This is a genomic window from Streptomyces malachitofuscus (genome assembly GCF_055571035.1).
Genome location: NZ_JBVIGA010000011.1, coordinates 102925 through 119254, shown reverse-complemented (window position 1 = coordinate 119254; position 16330 = coordinate 102925). Strand labels below are relative to the sequence as shown.

Annotated in this window: 10 protein-coding genes, 1 tRNA gene and 2 pseudogenes; 4 read left to right on the top strand and 9 right to left on the bottom strand. The window is 74.1% G+C overall.

Annotated features, from left to right (window positions below; all coding sequences use genetic code 11):
- Positions 1–99 precede the first annotated feature (99 nt).
- From ACZ44S_RS17935 to ACZ44S_RS17925, 3 genes and pseudogenes are all read left to right on the top strand, one after another.
- Positions 100–1929 (top strand): thiamine pyrophosphate-requiring protein, encoded by a 1830-nt coding sequence (locus ACZ44S_RS17935; RefSeq protein WP_466929965.1) that lies wholly within the window; start codon positions 100–102, stop codon positions 1927–1929.
- Positions 1930–2020: 91 nt separating this feature from the next.
- Positions 2021–3382 carry an L-seryl-tRNA(Sec) selenium transferase gene (selA, locus tag ACZ44S_RS17930; RefSeq protein WP_466929963.1) on the top strand — a complete coding sequence of 454 codons (1362 nt, stop codon included), beginning with the start codon at positions 2021–2023 and terminating at the stop codon, positions 3380–3382.
- Between the two features lie 5 nt (positions 3383–3387).
- Positions 3388–5133 (top strand): annotated as a pseudogene (locus ACZ44S_RS17925) (SelB domain-containing protein); the annotation flags it as partial.
- A 47-nt stretch (positions 5134–5180) separates the two neighbouring features.
- Here the strand turns inward: ACZ44S_RS17925 and ACZ44S_RS17920 are convergent.
- Positions 5181–5273: transfer RNA gene (locus ACZ44S_RS17920), tRNA-Sec, on the bottom strand.
- A 55-nt stretch (positions 5274–5328) separates the two neighbouring features.
- On the opposite strand from ACZ44S_RS17920, the gene selD reads away from it, so the two are divergent.
- Entirely contained in the window at positions 5329–6354 is a 1026-nt protein-coding gene (gene selD, locus ACZ44S_RS17915; RefSeq protein ID WP_466929960.1) for a selenide, water dikinase SelD, read from the top strand.
- A 3-nt stretch (positions 6355–6357) separates the two neighbouring features.
- On the opposite strand, the gene fdh is transcribed toward selD, so the two are convergent.
- The 8 genes and pseudogenes from fdh to ACZ44S_RS17875 form a co-directional block, all read right to left on the bottom strand.
- The gene (gene fdh, locus ACZ44S_RS17910) at positions 6358–9615 is read right to left on the bottom strand and encodes a formate dehydrogenase (protein WP_466929957.1); all 3258 of its coding nucleotides are present in this window, start codon (positions 9613–9615) and stop codon (positions 6358–6360) included.
- Between the two features lie 66 nt (positions 9616–9681).
- On the bottom strand, positions 9682–10602 hold the full coding sequence (gene nrfD, locus ACZ44S_RS17905; protein ID WP_466930240.1) for an NrfD/PsrC family molybdoenzyme membrane anchor subunit: 921 nt from the start codon (positions 10600–10602) through the stop codon (positions 9682–9684).
- 80 nt (positions 10603–10682) lie between these two features.
- Complete coding sequence (locus ACZ44S_RS17900; RefSeq protein ID WP_466929955.1) at positions 10683–11573, bottom strand: 4Fe-4S dicluster domain-containing protein; 891 nt, start codon at positions 11571–11573, stop codon at positions 10683–10685.
- A gap of 61 nt (positions 11574–11634) precedes the next feature.
- On the bottom strand, positions 11635–12741 hold the full coding sequence (locus ACZ44S_RS17895; protein ID WP_466929952.1) for a CapA family protein: 1107 nt from the start codon (positions 12739–12741) through the stop codon (positions 11635–11637).
- 15 nt (positions 12742–12756) lie between these two features.
- Entirely contained in the window at positions 12757–14019 is a 1263-nt protein-coding gene (locus ACZ44S_RS17890) for a hypothetical protein (protein WP_466929950.1), read from the bottom strand.
- A 41-nt stretch (positions 14020–14060) separates the two neighbouring features.
- Positions 14061–15008, bottom strand: a pseudogene (locus ACZ44S_RS17885) (dolichyl-phosphate beta-glucosyltransferase); the annotation flags it as partial.
- 140 nt (positions 15009–15148) lie between these two features.
- Complete coding sequence (locus ACZ44S_RS17880) at positions 15149–15622, bottom strand: cellulase (RefSeq protein ID WP_466929947.1); 474 nt, start codon at positions 15620–15622, stop codon at positions 15149–15151.
- 11 nt (positions 15623–15633) lie between these two features.
- Positions 15634–16140, bottom strand: coding sequence for a SigE family RNA polymerase sigma factor (locus ACZ44S_RS17875; RefSeq protein ID WP_466929945.1), 507 nt, complete (start codon positions 16138–16140; stop codon positions 15634–15636).
- Between the last annotated feature and the right edge of the window lie 190 nt (positions 16141–16330).

Sequence of the window (16330 nt, the reverse complement as noted above, 5' to 3'; positions counted from 1 at the left end):
CGCCCCGGACCGCACGGAACCCGGTCACCTTCCCCCGACAGTGGTCGCACGTCCGGTCCGCCGGGTGCGCACGAGCGGAACGGAAGGTCGATGGCCGCCATGCAGGTTTCCGATTACGTCCTCCAGCGCCTGCGCGAGTGGGAGGTGGACCACGTCTTCGCCTATGCGGGCGACGGCATCAACGGCCTGCTGGCGGCGTGGGAACGAGCCGGCGACACGCCCCGGTTCGTCCAGTCCCGGCACGAGGAGATGTCCGCGTTCCAGGCCGTCGGCTACGCGAAGTTCTCCGGCAGGGCCGGCGTCTGCGCGGCCACCTCGGGGCCCGGCGCCATCCACCTGCTCAACGGCCTGTACGACGCCAAGCTCGACCACGTGCCCGTCGTCGCGCTGGTCGGGCAGACCGACCGCAGCGCCATGGGCGGCTCCTACCAGCAGGAGGTCGACCTGCAGAGCCTGTACAAGGACGTCGCCTCCGACTTCTGCGAGACGGCGACGGTGCCGGAGCAGCTCCCCAACCTCATCGACCGCGCCTTCCGCACCGCCTACGCCCGGCGGACCGTCACCGCCGTCATCATCCCCGCCGATGTGCAGCAGCTCGAGTACACCCCTCCGACGCACGCCTTCAAGATGGTGCCCTCCAGCATGGGACTCGGCCGGTACGCCCCCGTCCCCGCCGACGCCGACCTCGAACGGGCAGCCGACGTCCTCAACGCCGGCGACAAGGTCGCCGTCCTCATCGGACAGGGCGCCCGCGGAGCCCGCCCCGAGGTGGAACAACTGGCGGACGTGCTCGGCGCGGGCGTCGCCAAGGCACTGCTCGGCAAGGACGTGCTCCCCGACGACCTGCCCTATGTCACCGGCGCCATCGGACTGCTCGGCACCCGGCCGTCGTACGAGCTGATGCGGGACTGCGACACCCTGCTGATGATCGGCTCCAGCTTCCCCTACACCCAGTTCATGCCGGAGCTGGACCAGGCACGCGGAGTGCAGATCGACATCGACCCGCACATGATCGGCCTGCGCTACCCCTTCGAGGTGAACCTCGTCGGTGACGCGGCCGAGACGCTGCGCCGGCTCCTGCCCCGTCTGAAGCGGAAGAAGAAGCGCTCCTGGCGCGAGAAGGTCGAGAAGGACGTCGCCCGCTGGTGGGAGGTGATGCAGCGGCGCGCCGCCGTGGACGCCGACCCCGTCAACCCGGAGTACGTGGTCCACGCTCTCGACGGCAGGCTCCCCGACGACGCGATCATCACGGCCGACTCCGGTTCCGCCGCCAACTGGTACGCCCGCCACCTGCGGCTGCGGGGACGGATGCGCGGCTCCCTGTCGGGCACCCTCGCCACCATGGGCCCCGGTGTGCCCTACGCCATCGGCGCGAAGTTCGCCCACCCGGAGCGCCCCGCGATCGCTCTCGTCGGGGACGGGGCCATGCAGATGAACGGCATGATGGAGATGGTCACCGCCGCCAAGTACTGGCGGGACTGGGCCGATCCGCGGCTGGTCGTGGCCGTCCTCAACAACGGAGACCTGAACCAGGTCACCTGGGAGATGCGCGCGATGTCCGGCGCGCCGCAGTTCGAGGCGTCGCAAGCCCTGCCCGACCTGCCGTACGCCGAGATCGCGCAGCGGATCGGGCTCGACGGCGTACGCGTGGAGAAGCCGGAGCAGGTCGAGACCGCCTGGGACCGGGCCCTGTCCGCCGACCGGCCGTTCGTCATCGACTTCCGCACCGACCCGGCCGTGCCGCCGATTCCCCCGCACGCGGAAGCGGACCAGATCGAGGCCGCGGCCGCCGCCGTGCTCAAGGGCGACAGCGACCGCTCCTCCATGGTCAAGCAGGGCCTCAAGGCCAAGGTGCAGGAGATGCTGCCCGGCACCCGGCACCGCCGGGACCGTCCGGGCGCCGGAGCCGGCGACAGCACGGACGGATGAGCCCGGGGGAGCGAGGCCCCGCCGGACGGTTCGCCGCGGAGAACCACGTCGCCCGGCGTGTCGTCGTCCTCGCCCGGGGCACTGGTGGACGATGAAGGACCGGCCGGCAACCGGGCCTGAACGGAGGAGTCGGGTGGATCCCACGGGCGCAGGCGTCGACACGGACGTACGACGGCGGATTCCGCGCACCGACACCGTGCTGCGCGATCCGCGGCTGCTCCGGGCGGCGGCCCGGCTGGGGACGGCGCGGGTGAAGTCGGCGGTCCACCGGGCGCAGCAGCGGGCGCGCGAGGGCGCCGTACCGCCGGACGCGGTCGCCGACACGGCCGTGTCCCTGCTGCCGGAGTCGGTCGGCGGACTGCGGCCGGTGATCAACGCCACCGGCGTGCTCCTGCACACCAACCTCGGCCGGGCCCCGCTCTCCGCGGCGGCCCGGCAGGCCGTGCACGAGGCCGCCGGACCCACCGACGTCGAACTCGACCTGCGCACCGGCGTCCGGGCCCGCCGGGGCCGTACCGCCCTGGCCGCCCTGCGCGCCGCCGTACCGGCCGCCGGGGCCGCGCACGTCGTCAACAACGGGGCCGCCGCACTGGTGCTGGCCGCCACCGCGCTCGCCGCCGGCCGGGAGATCGTCGTCAGCCGGGGGGAGATGGTGGAGATCGGCGACGGCTTCCGCCTGCCCGACCTGCTGGTCTCCACGGGCGCCCGGCTGCGCGAGGTGGGCACCACCAACCGCACGACCGCGGCCGACTACGCCGAGGCCGTCGGGCCGGAGACCGCCTTCGTGCTGAAGGTGCACCCGTCCAACTTCCGGATCACCGGGTTCACCCGCGCCGCTACCGTCACCGAACTCGCCCCCCTGGGCGTCCCCGTCGTCGTCGACATCGGGTCCGGGCTGCTCGCCCCGCATCCGGTCCTGCCCGAAGAGCCCGATGCGCGCACCCAGTTGGCGGCGGGTGCGGCGCTCGTCACGGCGAGCGGCGACAAACTCCTCGGCGGACCCCAGTGCGGACTGCTCCTGGGCCGTGAGGACCTCATCGGCACCCTGTCCCGGCATCCGCTGGCCCGCGCCCTGCGCGTGGACAAACTGACGCTGGCCGCCCTCGAGGCCACACTGACCGGCCCCCCGACCCCCACCGTCGAGGCGCTCGGTGCCGCACCGGAACCGCTGAGGCGGCGTGCCGAGCGGCTCGCGGCCCTGCTGGGCGCCGACGGCGTCGACGCACGGGCCGTCCCGAGCGAGGCGACCGTCGGCGGCGGCGGAGCACCCGGTGTCACCCTGCCCAGTGCCGCCCTGTCGCTGCCCGAGCGGTACGCCCTGCCGCTGCGGACCGGGCCGGTGCCCGTGGTGGGGCGCCTGGAGGCCGGGCGGTGTCTGCTCGACCTGCGGGCGGTGTCGGCGGCGGACGACGAGCGCCTCGCCGAGGCCGTACGGGCCGTCGAGGGGAGGTAGCCGCCATGCGGGTGCTGGCCACCGCCGGACACGTCGACCACGGGAAGTCCGCGCTGGCCCGGGCGCTGACCGGGATGGAACCCGACCGGTTCGAGGAGGAGCGGCGCCGGGGCCTGACCCTGGACCTCGGCTTCGTGTGGACCCGGCTCGACCCGCCGGACGGCGAGTACCTGGCCCTGGTCGACGTGCCGGGCCACGAACGGTTCGTCGCCACCATGCTGGCGGGTGTCGGACCCGTCCCGGCCGTGCTGTTCGTGGTGGCCGCCGACCAGGGCTGGCAGGAGCAGTCGCAGGAACACCTGGAGATCCTCGACGCGCTCGGCGTGCGCCACGCCGTGCTCGCCGTGACCCGCAGCGACCTGGCCGATCCCGAGCCCGTACACGCCGACGCCGTCGCACGCCTGGCCGCCACCTCCCTCGGCACGGTGCCCTCGGTCGCGGTGAGCGCGGTGACGGGCGAGGGACTCGAACAGCTGCGCAAGGAACTGTCCCGGCTGGCGGGCGCGTTGCCCGTCCCGCCCGCCGACGCGGACGTACGGCTGTGGCTGGACCGGGCGTTCACCGTGCGCGGTCACGGAACGGTCGTCACCGGCACGCTCGGCGCGGGCACCCTGCGGGTCGGCGACCGGCTGACGACGGGGGACGGCACGACCGCGCTGCGGGTGCGCGGGCTGCAGTGCCTGCGCGAGGACCGGTCCGCCGTCGGCGGCGTGGCGCGGGTGGCGGTCAACGTCCACGGAGCCCCCGACACCGCGCTCGGCCGGGGCCAGGTGCTGTGGACGCCGGACCGCTGGCTGCTCACCAGAACGTTCGACGTCCGGGTCACCGGAACCCCCGTCGGCGACCTCCCCCGTGCGACCACCCTGCACCTCGGCACCGCCGCGGTGCCGGTGACCGTACGGCCGCTCGGCGCGGACACGGCCAGGCTGACGGCGGCCCGCGGGCTGCCACTGCGGATCGGCGACCGGGCGGTGCTGCGGGAACCCGGCGGGCGACGGCGCGCCCCGTGCGGGGTGACGGTGCTGGACGTCCGCCCGCCGGAACTGACCCGGCGGGGAGCGGCCCGGGCCAGAGCGGCCGAACTGGCCGGGCTGACCGGCCGTCCGGACGGCACGGCCGAACTGCGACGGCGCCGCCTCGTCCGCCGAACGGAGCTGCAGGCCATGGGAGTCACCGCCCCCGCGGCTCCCGTCGCCGGTGACTGGCTGGCCGATCCGCAGCACTGGGCGGCGCTGCGGGACCGGCTGGGCGCCGAGGTGCGGCGGTACGCGGCGGATCACCCACTGGACCCCGGACTGCCCACCGAGGCGGCCCGGCGGCTGCTCGACCTGCCGGACCGGGCGCTGGTCGACGCCCTCGCCGGCACTCCGGGCACGGTGCCGCTGCGCCGGAGCGGCGGTCGGCTGCACGCCCCCGGAGCGGAGGGGCCCTCGCTCCCGCCGCACGTACGGGCCGCCGTCGAGGCACTCCGCGAGGACCTGGAACGGGCCCCGTTCCGCGCCCCGGAGGCCGGACGCCTGGCCGAACTGCGGCTCGGTCGCAGGGAACTGGCCGCCGCGGTCACCGCGGGCGCGCTGCTGCGGGTCGCCGACGGCATCGTTCTGCTGCCGGGGGCGGACACCCGTGCCGTCGCCGTACTGCGCGGCCTGCCGCAGCCGTTCACCCTGAGCGAGGCCCGCCGGGCCCTGGACACCACCCGTCGGGTCGCCGTACCGCTGCTGGAGTTCCTGGACGCGCGCGGTCTGACCGAACGGGTGGACGACCGATGCCGGCGCTGCCCCGCCGCCGACGCGGAGAGCGGAGGCGGACGGGAATCGAACCCGCCTGCCCGAGATCCTCGGGCACCTCGGTTTTGAAGACCGGGAGGGCCACCAGGCACCCACACGCCTCCACGCCCGCCCAGGCTACCGGCTCACCCCACCGATCCCCGACAAGGAGCCAGCCTCATGCACGCCCCGACCGGAACGCCCGTACGCCTCACGCAGTTCGCGCACGGCGGCGGCTGCGCCTGCAAGATCCCGCCCGGTGAGCTGGAGGACGTCCTCGCCGGCCTCGACGCGCCCGTGACGGTCACCGGTGACACCCCGCTGCTGGTGGGGACGGCCACGGGGGACGACGCGGCGGTGGCCGCCCTCCCGGCCCCGGACGGCGCGGCACCGCAGGCGGTCGTGTCCACCGCCGACTTCTTCACCCCCGTCGTCGACGACGCCTACGACTGGGGGCGCATCGCCGCCGCCAACGCCCTGTCCGACGTCTACGCGATGGGCGGGCGCCCCGTGGTGGCCGTCAACCTCCTGGCCTGGCCCCGGGACGTCCTGCCGATGGAGCTGGCCCGCGAAGTGCTGCGCGGCGGACTGGACGTGGCCGCCGAGGCGGGCTGTCACGTGGGCGGGGGCCACAGCGTGGACGACCCGGAGCCCAAGTACGGCATGGCCGTCACCGGTCTGGCGGACCCCGGCCGGCTGCTGCGCAACGACACCGGCCGCCCCGGCACGCCGCTGTCGCTCACCAAACCCCTCGGCCTGGGCGTCCTCAACAACCGGCACAAGGCCACCGGCGAGCGCTTCGAACAGGCGGTGGCCACCATGACGGCCCTCAACCGGGACGCCTCCGCCGCCGCCCTGGCCGCCGGGGCGACCTGCGCCACCGACGTCACCGGCTTCGGCCTCCTCGGCCACCTGCACAAACTCGCCCGCGCCTCCGGCGTCACCGCCGTACTCGACACCGCCGCCGTGCCCTATCTCGACGGAGCCCGCGAGGCGGTCCGGGACGGCTACGTCAGCGGCGGTACGCGGCGCAACCTGGACTGGGTGACCCCGTTCACCGACTTCGGCTCCGCCGACCAGGACACCCGGCTGCTGCTCGCCGACGCCCAGACCTCGGGCGGGCTGCTGGTGGCGGGCGAGGTGCCGGGCGCCCCGGTGATCGGAGAACTCGTCCCGAGGAGCACGCACTCCGTCGTCCTCGCCTGAGCGTCACATCTCGGTGCCGGTCTCCGCGTCGATGCCCGCCCGCGCCCGGTAGCGCAGCACCAGCTCCCGGGCGGCCGGACCCCGCGGACGGCGCCCCGGCCGGATGTCCACCGCGAAGGCCTTCGCCTCCTGGATGTGGGTGTTGGGGTCGAGCGACAGATGCAGCAGCTCGTTGGCGGCGTCCCCGGTGCTGTAGCCGTTCGGGCCCCAGTGGTAGGGCAGCCCCACCTGGTGCAGGGGGCGGCCGTGCACGGTCAGCGTCGCCATGCGGTCGGTGACCAGCACCCGTGCCTCGATCACCGCGCGGGCGCTGACGATCGTCGCCCAGCCGGTGTGGGTGAGGCCGCGCTCGGCTGCCAGCTCCGGCGACACCTCGCAGAAGAACTCCGGCTGCAGCTCCGCCAGATAGGGCTGCCAGCGCGACATGCCGCCGGCCGTGTGGTGCTCCGTCAGCCGGTAGGTCGTGGCGACGTAGGGGAACACCTCCGAACCCGGCTCTCCCGCGCCGGGCTGGTAGCGGTTGTCGGCGTGCGGCGGCAACAGGTGCCGTACGGGATTGCGCCGACGGCCGTACAGCAGGTTGGGGAACGGCGAGTCCTGCGGCTCGTAGTGCGTCGGCAGCGGGCCGTCGGTGAGACCGGCCGGCACGTACAGCCACGCCTTGCCGTCGGACTGCATGATGAACGCGTCGGTCCCGGACAGTGCCTCGGGGCCGGTCGCGCCCGCGGGCGGCACATGACCGGGCGCCTTGTCCTTCTTGAAGTCGGGCACGTCGTGCCCGGTCCACTCGCCCCGTTCCGCGTCCCACCACACCAGCGCCTTGCGCGCGCTCCACGGCCTGCCGTCCGGGTCGGCCGAGGCGCGGTTGTACAGCACCCGGCGGTTCGCGGGCCAGGCCCAGCCCCACTCGGCGGCGACCCAGTCCTGTTCGCCGCCCGGGGTGCGCCGGTCGGCCTGGTTGACGCCGTCGGCCAGCACCCCGCAGTAGATCCAGCAGCCGCAGGAGGTGGAGCCGTCGTCCGTCAGCTGGTCGTAGCCCGACAGCGGGGTGCCCTCTGCGTCACGGCCGTTGATCTCGGCCAGCACCGCTTCGGCGTCCGGCTCGGCGAGCTCACCCACCGTCGGGTAGTCCCAGGTCAGGTCGAGCAGCGGCCGGTCCATCGGATCGGCGGACGCGGCCAGCTTCTCCCGGACGATCCGCCCCAGGTGGAAGGTGAACCAGAGGTCGCTGCGCGCCTCGCCGGGCGGCGGTACCGCCTGGTGGTGCCACTGCAGCAGCCGCTGGGTGTTGGTGAAGCTGCCGTCCTTCTCGGTGTGCGCGGCGGCCGGCAGGAAGAACACCTCCGTGCCGATGTCCTCGGTGCGCAGCTCACCCGTCTCGGTCTCGGGGCCGTCCTTCCACCAGGTGGCCGACTCGATGAGGGAGAAGTCCCGGACGACGAGCCAGTCCAGGTTGGCCATCCCCAGGCGTTGCAGCTTGGCGTTGGCGGACCCGACCGCCGGGTTCTCGCCCATGAGGAAGTAGCCCTTGCAGGTGCCGTCCAGCTGGGCCATGACCGTCTCGTACGTGGAGTGGGAGCCGGTCAGCCTTGGCAGGTAGTCGAAGCAGAAGTCGTTCTCCGCGGTCGCCGCGTCGCCCCAGTACGCCTTGAGCAGACTGACCAGATAGGCGCGCATGTTGCCCCAGTAGCCCTTGGGCGCGGCGTCGGCCCGGACGAAGGCGTCCAGGTCCTGCCGCTCGTGGGCGTGCGGCATCGGGATGTAGCCCGGCAGCAGGTTGAACAGCGTGGGGATGTCCGTCGATCCCTGGATGGAGGCGTGCCCGCGCAGCGCGAGGATGCCCCCGCCGGGCCGGCCGATGTTGCCGAGCAGGCTCTGCAGCACGGACGCAGCCCGGATGTACTGCACACCGACGGTGTGCTGCGTCCAGCCGACCGCGTACGCGAAGGCGGTGGTGCGGTCCCGCCCGGAGTTCTCCGTGACCAGGTCGCACACCTGGCGGAACACCTCCTGCGGGACCCCGCAGACCTGCTCGACCACCTCGGGCGTGTAGCGGGCGTAGTGCCGCTTGAGCACCTGGAAGACGCAGCGGGGGTGGGTCATCGTCTCGTCGCGTTCCGGCTCGCCCTCGGGGATCGTGGGGCCGCCGGAGCCGTGGGACTCGCCGCGTGCCGCCTCCGTGACGTCCGGGGACCCGTTGAGCCTGTCGAACTGCTGGTCCCGCTGCCCGGAGGCCGGCTGCACGTCGACGCCGCGGTACTGCCAGGTGGCCGGGTCGTAGCTGCGGCTGTCGGGGTCCAGCCCGGAGAACACGCCGTCCAGGTCCTCGGTGTCCCGGAAGTCCTCCCGCAGGATCACCGGCCCGTTGGTGTAGGCGACCACGTAGTCACGGAAGTACGCGTCCGTGCGCAGGACGTGGTTGATGATCCCGCCGAGGAAGGCGATGTCCGAACCGGCCCGCAGCGGTACGTGCACATCCGCCATCGCGCTGGTGCGGGTGAACCGCGGGTCGACGTGGACCACCTTCGCCCCACGGGCCTTGGCCTCCATCACCCACTGGAACCCGACCGGATGGCACTCGGCCATGTTCGAGCCCTGGATGACGATGCAGTCGGAGTTCTGCAGGTCCTGCTGGAAGGTGGTCGCGCCGCCGCGGCCGAACGAGGTTCCCAGACCGGGAACGGTGGAGGAGTGTCAAATACGGGCCTGGTTCTCGATCTGGACGGCGCCGAGAGCGGTGAACAGCTTCTTGATGAGGTAGTTCTCCTCGTTGTCCAGCGTGGCCCCGCCGAGGCTCGCGATGCCGAGGGTGCGCCGGGTGCGGGCCTGGTCGACCTCCCACTGCCAGCCCGCCCGGCGTGCCTCGATGACGCGGTCGGCGATCATGTCCATCGCCGTGTCGAGGTCGAGATGCTCCCAGTCGGTGCCGTGCGGACGCCGGTACAGCACCCGGTGCTCGCGCGCGCCTCCGGTGGTCAGCTGAAGGCTGGCCGCGCCCTTGGGGCACAGCCGGCCGCGTGAGACGGGGGAGTCGGGGTCGCCCTCGATCTGGGTGACGCGCCCGTCCTCCACGTACACGTTCTGGCCGCAGCCGACGGCGCAGTACGGGCAGACCGACTTCACCACCCGGTCCGCCGAGGCGACCCGGGGCGTCAGCCGCCCGCTCGGCCCGCTCTTGGCGGCGGCACCGCGGCCCAGCGGGTCGCTCCCGGTGAGCTGGCGGTAGACCGGCCAGGAATCGATCCACGTGCGTACGCCCATGACGCCTGCCCTTTCCGTACGACGCGCGTTCGGCCGGGGCGGAGTACCCAGGACCCGGCGCGTCAATCAAGGGGACTGCGGATCCGCGGTCCGTTCCCGGGCCGTCAGCCGCTCCCGCTGCGGTACGACCGTGTACCGGGGGTCCTCGGCCGAGGCCACGCCGGCGTGGAACACCCCGAGCCGCAGGGCCGCGGAACCGGCCAGCAGGGCCGTTCCGGCGAGTGCGGTCAGCACCCGGTTGCGGCGTCCGGAACAGACCGCCAGCGCGGCGCCGCCGGCCGTGAGCGCCTCGGCCGCGCGCAGCCACGTCCGCGGCCCGCTCTCCTCGTACGCCTCGGCCGCCAGTCCCATGTTCCGCTTCATCGTCCGGAAGGCGCCCAGCTCGAGCACCGCGCCCAGGACGGCCGCGCGGCGGGCGGGACCGGTCTGTCCCGGCGGTACCGCGGCCAGGGCCAGACCGGCCGCCGCGGTGGCCCCCGAACCGGCGAAGACATACGGCATCTCGCGGTACCCCTCGTGCCACGACGGCACGGCGGTGTCGCAGATCAGCACGGCGGTGTACGTCGCCACCGCCGGGCCCAGGGCCGCCGCGGAGGCCGTCGCGGCGGCGCCCACGATCCGGTACCGGCCCGAGACGTCGGCGGCGGCCGCGGCCATCGTGAGCGGCGCGTACCCCGCCAGCAGCCACGAACCCACGCTCATCGGCGACGTCGGCTTGAAGACGCGGAGCATGTAGAGGAAGCGCCCGGGGCGGCCCAGGTCGTGCACGAGCGCCGCCAGCGACAGCGAGATCGCTCCGGCCGCCCCCAGCTTCGCCGTGCGGGCCAGCGCGGGCCGGGCGGTGACCTGCGCACCGGCGGCCAGCAGCGACGACGCCCCGGCCAGCCCGCCCATCCAGAGATAGCCCGCCACGTCCAGCGGCTTCCACTCCGGCCGCTTCAGCACCGGCCTGCCGTAGTACGACGCGAACTCGGCGTCCGGAACCATGGCCTGCTCACCGCGCCCCCGGCGGCGACGGCGGCGCCCGGCGTGCCCGGTGTCCGGCATCCCGTCCCGGGGCACCCCGCTCATCGCCGCCTCCCGGCGAAGCCGGCGACGGCCAGGGCGGCGAGCGAGACGGCGGCCGCGGCCGCGTGCCGCCACATGCCGGGCAGATCGCGGGTCGTGACGACCGGGTCGGGCGGCAGCCCGTACACCTCCGGCTCGTCCAGCAGCAGGAAGAACGCGCCGTCGCCACCGACCCCGTCCCCCGGATCCTCGCCGTACAGACGGGCGGTGCCCACCCCGGCCGCGCGCAACTGCGCCACCCGGTCCGCCGCGCGCTCGCGCAGCTCCTCCAGCGGGCCGAACTGGATGGACTCGGTGGGGCAGGACTTGGCGCAGGCCGGTTCCATGCCGACGCCGAGCCGGTCGTAGCACAGGGTGCACTTCCAGGCGCGTCCGTCGTCCGGCCGCCGCTCGATGACCCCGTACGGGCAGGCGGACACGCAGTAGCCGCAGCCGTTGCAGATGTCCTCCTGCACGACGACCGAGCCGAACTCGGTGCGGAACAGCGAACCCGTGGGGCACACGTCGAGACAGGCGGCGTGGGTGCAGTGCTTGCACACGTCGGACGACATCAGCCAGCGCATCTCCCCGCCGTCGGAGGAGGGCGCGGGGGAGCCGGCGAGCCCGCGGGCGGCGTCGAAGACGTCGACGTCCTCCATGCTGGCCCCGGATGCCGCGCCGGGCGCGCGCTGCTCGATGAACGCCACGTGCCGCCAGGTGCTCGCGCCGAGACCCTGGGTGTTGTCGTAGGACATGCCGGTGAGCTCGAGCCCGTCCTCCGGGATCGCGTTCCACTCCTTGCACGCCACCTCGCAGGCCTTGCACCCGATGCACACCGACGTGTCGGTGAAGAAGCCCATGCGCGGCGGCGGATCTGTGTGCCCGGCCGCTCGCACGATGTCGTCCGTCATACGGGGACCTCCTCCTGCCTCGGCCGGGCACGGGTGCCCCCGCCGGAACCGGCCGAAACGGTCACCGGGAGGCGTGCGCGAGGGTGAGTGCCCCGTCGGCGTCCAGGGCGATGTCCACGTCGCTGATCCGGCCGAGCGTCTCCCGCAGCCAGTCCCGCTCGTCCGGCGCGGCGGGTTCGAGCCGCATCCGCCGCGCCCTGAGCGGCACCATCCGCAGCCCCGCCGCCCGCCCGGTACCGGCGTCGAGCGTCAGCAGGTACGCGAGCCGCAACTCGTCGCGGAACTCCTCGTAGCCGGTGATGCCCTCGTAGTCGTCGACGAAGTCGCCGCAGCCGTACAGGATCAGCCGGTCCCGGTACACCTCGACGGGGCGGGGGTGGTGCGAGGAGTGCCCGTGGACCACGTCGACCCCGCCGTCCACCAGGGCGTGGGCGAAGCGGACGTGCACCGGCGGGACGCGGTGTCCCCAGTTCGAACCCCAGTGCACGGACACCACGGCGACGTCCGACGGCCCTTTCACCCGCCGTACCCGCCGGACGACCGCCTCGGCGGCCGCCGCCGAAGGCTCCGCGACGTACGCCACGCCGGACCGGTCCGCCGTCGCCGCCCAGCTCGGCGGGATGCCGCTCGACATCATCCCGAGGGCGAACACCAGCACCCGGCCGCCCGCGACGGGGACCACGGCCGGGGCGTGGGCCGCGTCGGCGTCCCGGCCGGCGCCCGTGCTCCTCAGGCCCGCGCCGTCCAGCACGTCCAGCGTCTCGCCGAGTCCCGGACGGCCGAAGTCCAGCACATGGTTGTTGCCCAGCACGCACACGTCCGGGCGGGCCACCGCGAGCGCGGGCACGTTGGCCGGGTGCATGCGGTAGTGCACGGCCTTGCCGGGCGCGAACGCGTCACTGCGCGTGACGGACGTCTCCAGGTTCACGATCCGCACGTCCGGGTCGGCGTCGTCGAGCACCCGCAGGGCGTCGCCCCACGGCCACGAGAACGGCACCGGGCGGGGAACGGGGCCGCTGACGGCCTCCACGAGACCCACGTAGTCGCGGGCGTCCCGGACGCAGTCCTCCCTCAGCGCGGGATCGCCCGGGTGCGGAAGGATCTGGTCGACACCACGCCCGAGCATGACGTCCCCGCACAGGAACAGCGTCACCGCTCCGGCGCCCATCCCTCCACGGTAGGACTAGGGAACGCCGAGTTCGAACAGGACGTATCCCGCGTACGAGCCGGAGGCCACCGCCGCCGTGCCGAGCACCGCGGCCAGCGACGGCCTGCTCAGACGGCGCATGGCCACGGCGAGCGGGACGAACAGCGGGAACAGCGGGAGCAGATAGCGGGAGACGTTGCCGAAGTACTGCTGGGTGCCCATCACCATGAGATACGACAGCACCGTGTACACGAGGAGGACGGCGGGCGGACGCAGCCGCGCCAGCAGCACGGTCAGCACCGGCACCAGCAGCACCACCCCGACCCCGATGGTGTCCTCCATCGGCATCGCGAACAGATAGTCGAAGTGACCCACCGGCACCGAGGTGAGCACGTCGAAACTGTGCCGGCCGTAGTCGAACGTGTGGCCCCAGGCGCCGTCCTGGAGCTTGTTGTAGCCACCCCAGTCGCCCATCCGGTGGCCGACCCAGCCCAGATATCCGGCCACACCCAGCGGGGCGATCGCCACCGCGGTCAGCGGCCGGCGCAGACCCTCCCGGCGGCGCCACACCGCCGACAGCCCGGCGACGGCGAGCGCGGCGACCAGAGTGACCGCCGTCGGCCGGGCAAGCCCCGCGGTGAAGGTCAGCACCCCGGCGGTCAGCCAGTGGCGCGTCATCACGGCGTAGCACGCCCAGGCGGCCAGCGCCGTGTACACGGACTCCGAGTACACCGCCCACTCGGCGCCGGAACCGGGCCACACCGCCCACAGTCCGGCCGCGATCAGACCCGCCCGGTGCCCGCCCAGCCGCGCGGTGACGGCGTGGATGCCGAGCGCCGCGACGAACGAGAAGACGACCGACACGGCCATGCCCGCGCCGTAGGGGCCGAGCCCGGTCACCTCCGAGACGATCCGCATCAGCGCCGGGTAGAGCGGGAAGAACGCCGCCGAGTTGCCCTTCAGGGTGATCAGGCCGGTGGCGCCCGGGACGGGGTCCAGCGCCGGGTCGTAGCCGTGCAGCACGATCTGCTGGTACCACCAGCCGTCCCAGCTGCCGAGGACGTCCCAGGGGTGCGCGCCGCCGCCGAACCGCGGGTGCTTCTCCCGGAAGTCGCCGGCCGAGTCCAGCAGGAACATGAAGACGGCGAAGCCCGTGAGCTTGAGCACCCCGTACACGGCGAAGACGGGTCCGCAGTACGCGGCGGCGCGGCGCAGCCGTTCGCGCGGGGACCGGGCGTCCGGCGGCGGGACACGGGGCGACGGCAGGGACGGAGCCGGTCCGGCCTGGGCGGTGGTCATGAGGCGGAGGATCCTGTCGTACGGCGGGCGCGGCGTCCCGTGAACACCAGGGCCGCGGCCGCCAGCGCCGGCGCGCCGACGGCGGCGCGGCGGAACAGCCGGGGGACCAGGGCGGGCGGCAGTCCGGCGGGCTCGTCGAGTGGGCCGGGGCGGCGCAGCGCGGCCGGCGACAGCCGGCCACGGGCGAGCGCGCGTCCCAGCCGGGCCATGCCGCGCAGATCCGCCAGCGCGGTGGGGAGGATGTCGACCCGGCTGTCGGGATCGTCCACCCAGTCCACCGGCACCTCGTGGATGCGCAGACCGGCGCGTTCGGCGATCACCAGCAGTTCGGTGTCGAAGAACCACTCCCGGTCCTCGACCAGCGGGAGCAGCCGCTCGGCGACGTCCCGTCGTACGGCCTTGAAGCCGCACTGGGCGTCGCTGAACCCCACCGCGAGGGTGCCGCGCAGCAGCCCGTTGTAGCAGCGTGAGATGATCTCGCGCTTCGGTCCGCGCACCACCCGGGAGCCGCGGGCCAGACGGGTGCCGATCGCGAGGTCCGAATGCCCGGAGATCAGCGGGGCCACCAGGGGCAGCAGGGCCGCGAGGTCGGTGGAGAGGTCCACGTCCAGATAGGCGAGCACCGGGGCGGACGACCGCGACCAGGCGGTGTGCAGGGCGCGGCCGCGTCCCTTCTCGGGCAGCCGCAGGCACCGCGTCCCGGGCAGCTCCCGGGCCAGCCGCTCGGCGATCCGCGGGGTGCGGTCCGTGCTCGCGTTGTCGGCGACGGTGATCCGGAACGGGTAGGGGAAGGTCTGCGCCAGGTGGGCGTGGAGCCGCCGGACACAGGGCTCCAGGTCGTTCTCCTCGTTGTGCACGGGCACCACCACGTCCAGAAGGGGCTCTTGGGGGTGCGCGGACAGCGGGGCACGGCGCGGCAGGACCACCCGGAGTGCGGGCGCGGCGGATGTGCGGCGGCCGGTCGGTGCCGGCCGCCTCGTGATGGTCATGACGGGTCACGGTCTCTTTCCGGCGCACGGCATGACGGGGCCCCGGGGGCGCCCGAGGGCATGCCGGAGGCGCCCGGCTGGCGGTGGGAGGACGGCCCGGGCGGCATCGCCCGGGTGAGCGGGAGGCGGCGGTGGAGTCGTCAGCCGCCGGTCGTGAGGGAGGTGCTGGGACCCGGCTCCGTCGTCGGTGGTGCGGTCGGGGGCCCGGTGGACACCGGGGGCGGGGCTGTCGCCGACGTGCCCACGCCGGGCGTGCCGGACGGGGAGGAGGACGGTGTACCGCCGGACCCCGGCGCCGTGGTGCCGGGGAACGCGTTCGTGGGCGGGAGGGAGGTGCTGGGGACGGAGGTGGGTTCCGCGGACGGTGTCGGAGCGGTCGCCGGCGGGGCCGGACGGTCCGCGGGCTGGGAACGGGGTCCGGTGCCGGGCAGCAGGGCCAGACCGATGCTCAGCCCGGCCACGGCGAGGGCCGAACCGCCGGCCCGCCACAGCACCCGCGACCGGCGGCGGACCCGGATGCCCTGGTAGAGGCGCGCCCGGTGCGCGGGCCCGAAGGGGGTCGGGGCCCGGCTGTCGTGCATCATGCGCGTCAGCTCGCGCTCGAAGTCGTCCATCGCTTCTCCCCTCACCCCACGGGCCTGACGGAATCGGACAGGAGCTGCCGCAGCCGCGCCACTCCGCGCGACGCGTGGGAGCGGGCGGTGCCCACGGGACAGCCGAGGGCCTGCGCCACCTGGCCCTCGGGCAGGTCCTCGCAGTAGCGCAGCACCACCGCGGCCCGCTGCCGGGGCGGCAGCAGGGCCAGTGCCGCCTCCAGCCGCGACCGTTCCGCGACGGCGGCGGACACATCGCCCGGTCCGGGCCGGTCGGGCAGCTCTCCCACCGGACGCTCCCCCCACCAGCGCCGCCGGGCCGAACGGGCCGCCATCCGCACCAGCACCTGGCGCACATACGCCTCCGGTGCCTGCTCGGCGACCTTCGGCCAGGCGAACCAGAGCTTCACCAGGGCCTCCTGGACGAGGTCCTCGGCGCGTTGCCGGTCGCCGCCGGTCAGCAGCCGCGCGACATGGAGCAGCGTCGACCAGCGGGCAGCCACGAACTCGTCGAAGCCGTCGGCCCGAAAGCGCTCCATCCCCACCGCCCCGCCTGCGAACAATCCCTTACACCCCCTCAAAGACCCGGGACCCGGCGAAACGATGCAGCAGGGCGCTGTGATCCACCTCACTGCACGCACGCGAAGGGGCGGGGGGGGGGGGGGGGGGGGGGGGCTTGCCTCTGTCTTTCGTTCTGGTGTCGGGTGTTTTGGGGTGGGGGGGTGGGGA

What these genes read in the sequence shown, in the direction of transcription:
- nrfD (WP_466930240.1), bottom strand. Translation starts at nt 10,602, where the DNA reads ATGGTTCCGGACGCCGAGTTCGCGTCGTACTACGGCAGGCCGGTGCTG.
- selA (WP_466929963.1), top strand. Translation starts at nt 2,021, where the DNA reads ATGAAGGACCGGCCGGCAACCGGGCCTGAACGGAGGAGTCGGGTGGAT.
- ACZ44S_RS17935 (WP_466929965.1), top strand. Translation starts at nt 100, where the DNA reads ATGCAGGTTTCCGATTACGTCCTCCAGCGCCTGCGCGAGTGGGAGGTG.
- selD (WP_466929960.1), top strand. Translation starts at nt 5,329, where the DNA reads ATGCACGCCCCGACCGGAACGCCCGTACGCCTCACGCAGTTCGCGCAC.
- ACZ44S_RS17890 (WP_466929950.1), bottom strand. Translation starts at nt 14,019, where the DNA reads ATGACCACCGCCCAGGCCGGACCGGCTCCGTCCCTGCCGTCGCCCCGT.
- ACZ44S_RS17875 (WP_466929945.1), bottom strand. Translation starts at nt 16,140, where the DNA reads ATGGAGCGCTTTCGGGCCGACGGCTTCGACGAGTTCGTGGCTGCCCGC.
- ACZ44S_RS17895 (WP_466929952.1), bottom strand. Translation starts at nt 12,741, where the DNA reads ATGGGCGCCGGAGCGGTGACGCTGTTCCTGTGCGGGGACGTCATGCTC.
- ACZ44S_RS17880 (WP_466929947.1), bottom strand. Translation starts at nt 15,622, where the DNA reads ATGGACGACTTCGAGCGCGAGCTGACGCGCATGATGCACGACAGCCGG.
- ACZ44S_RS17900 (WP_466929955.1), bottom strand. Translation starts at nt 11,573, where the DNA reads ATGACGGACGACATCGTGCGAGCGGCCGGGCACACAGATCCGCCGCCG.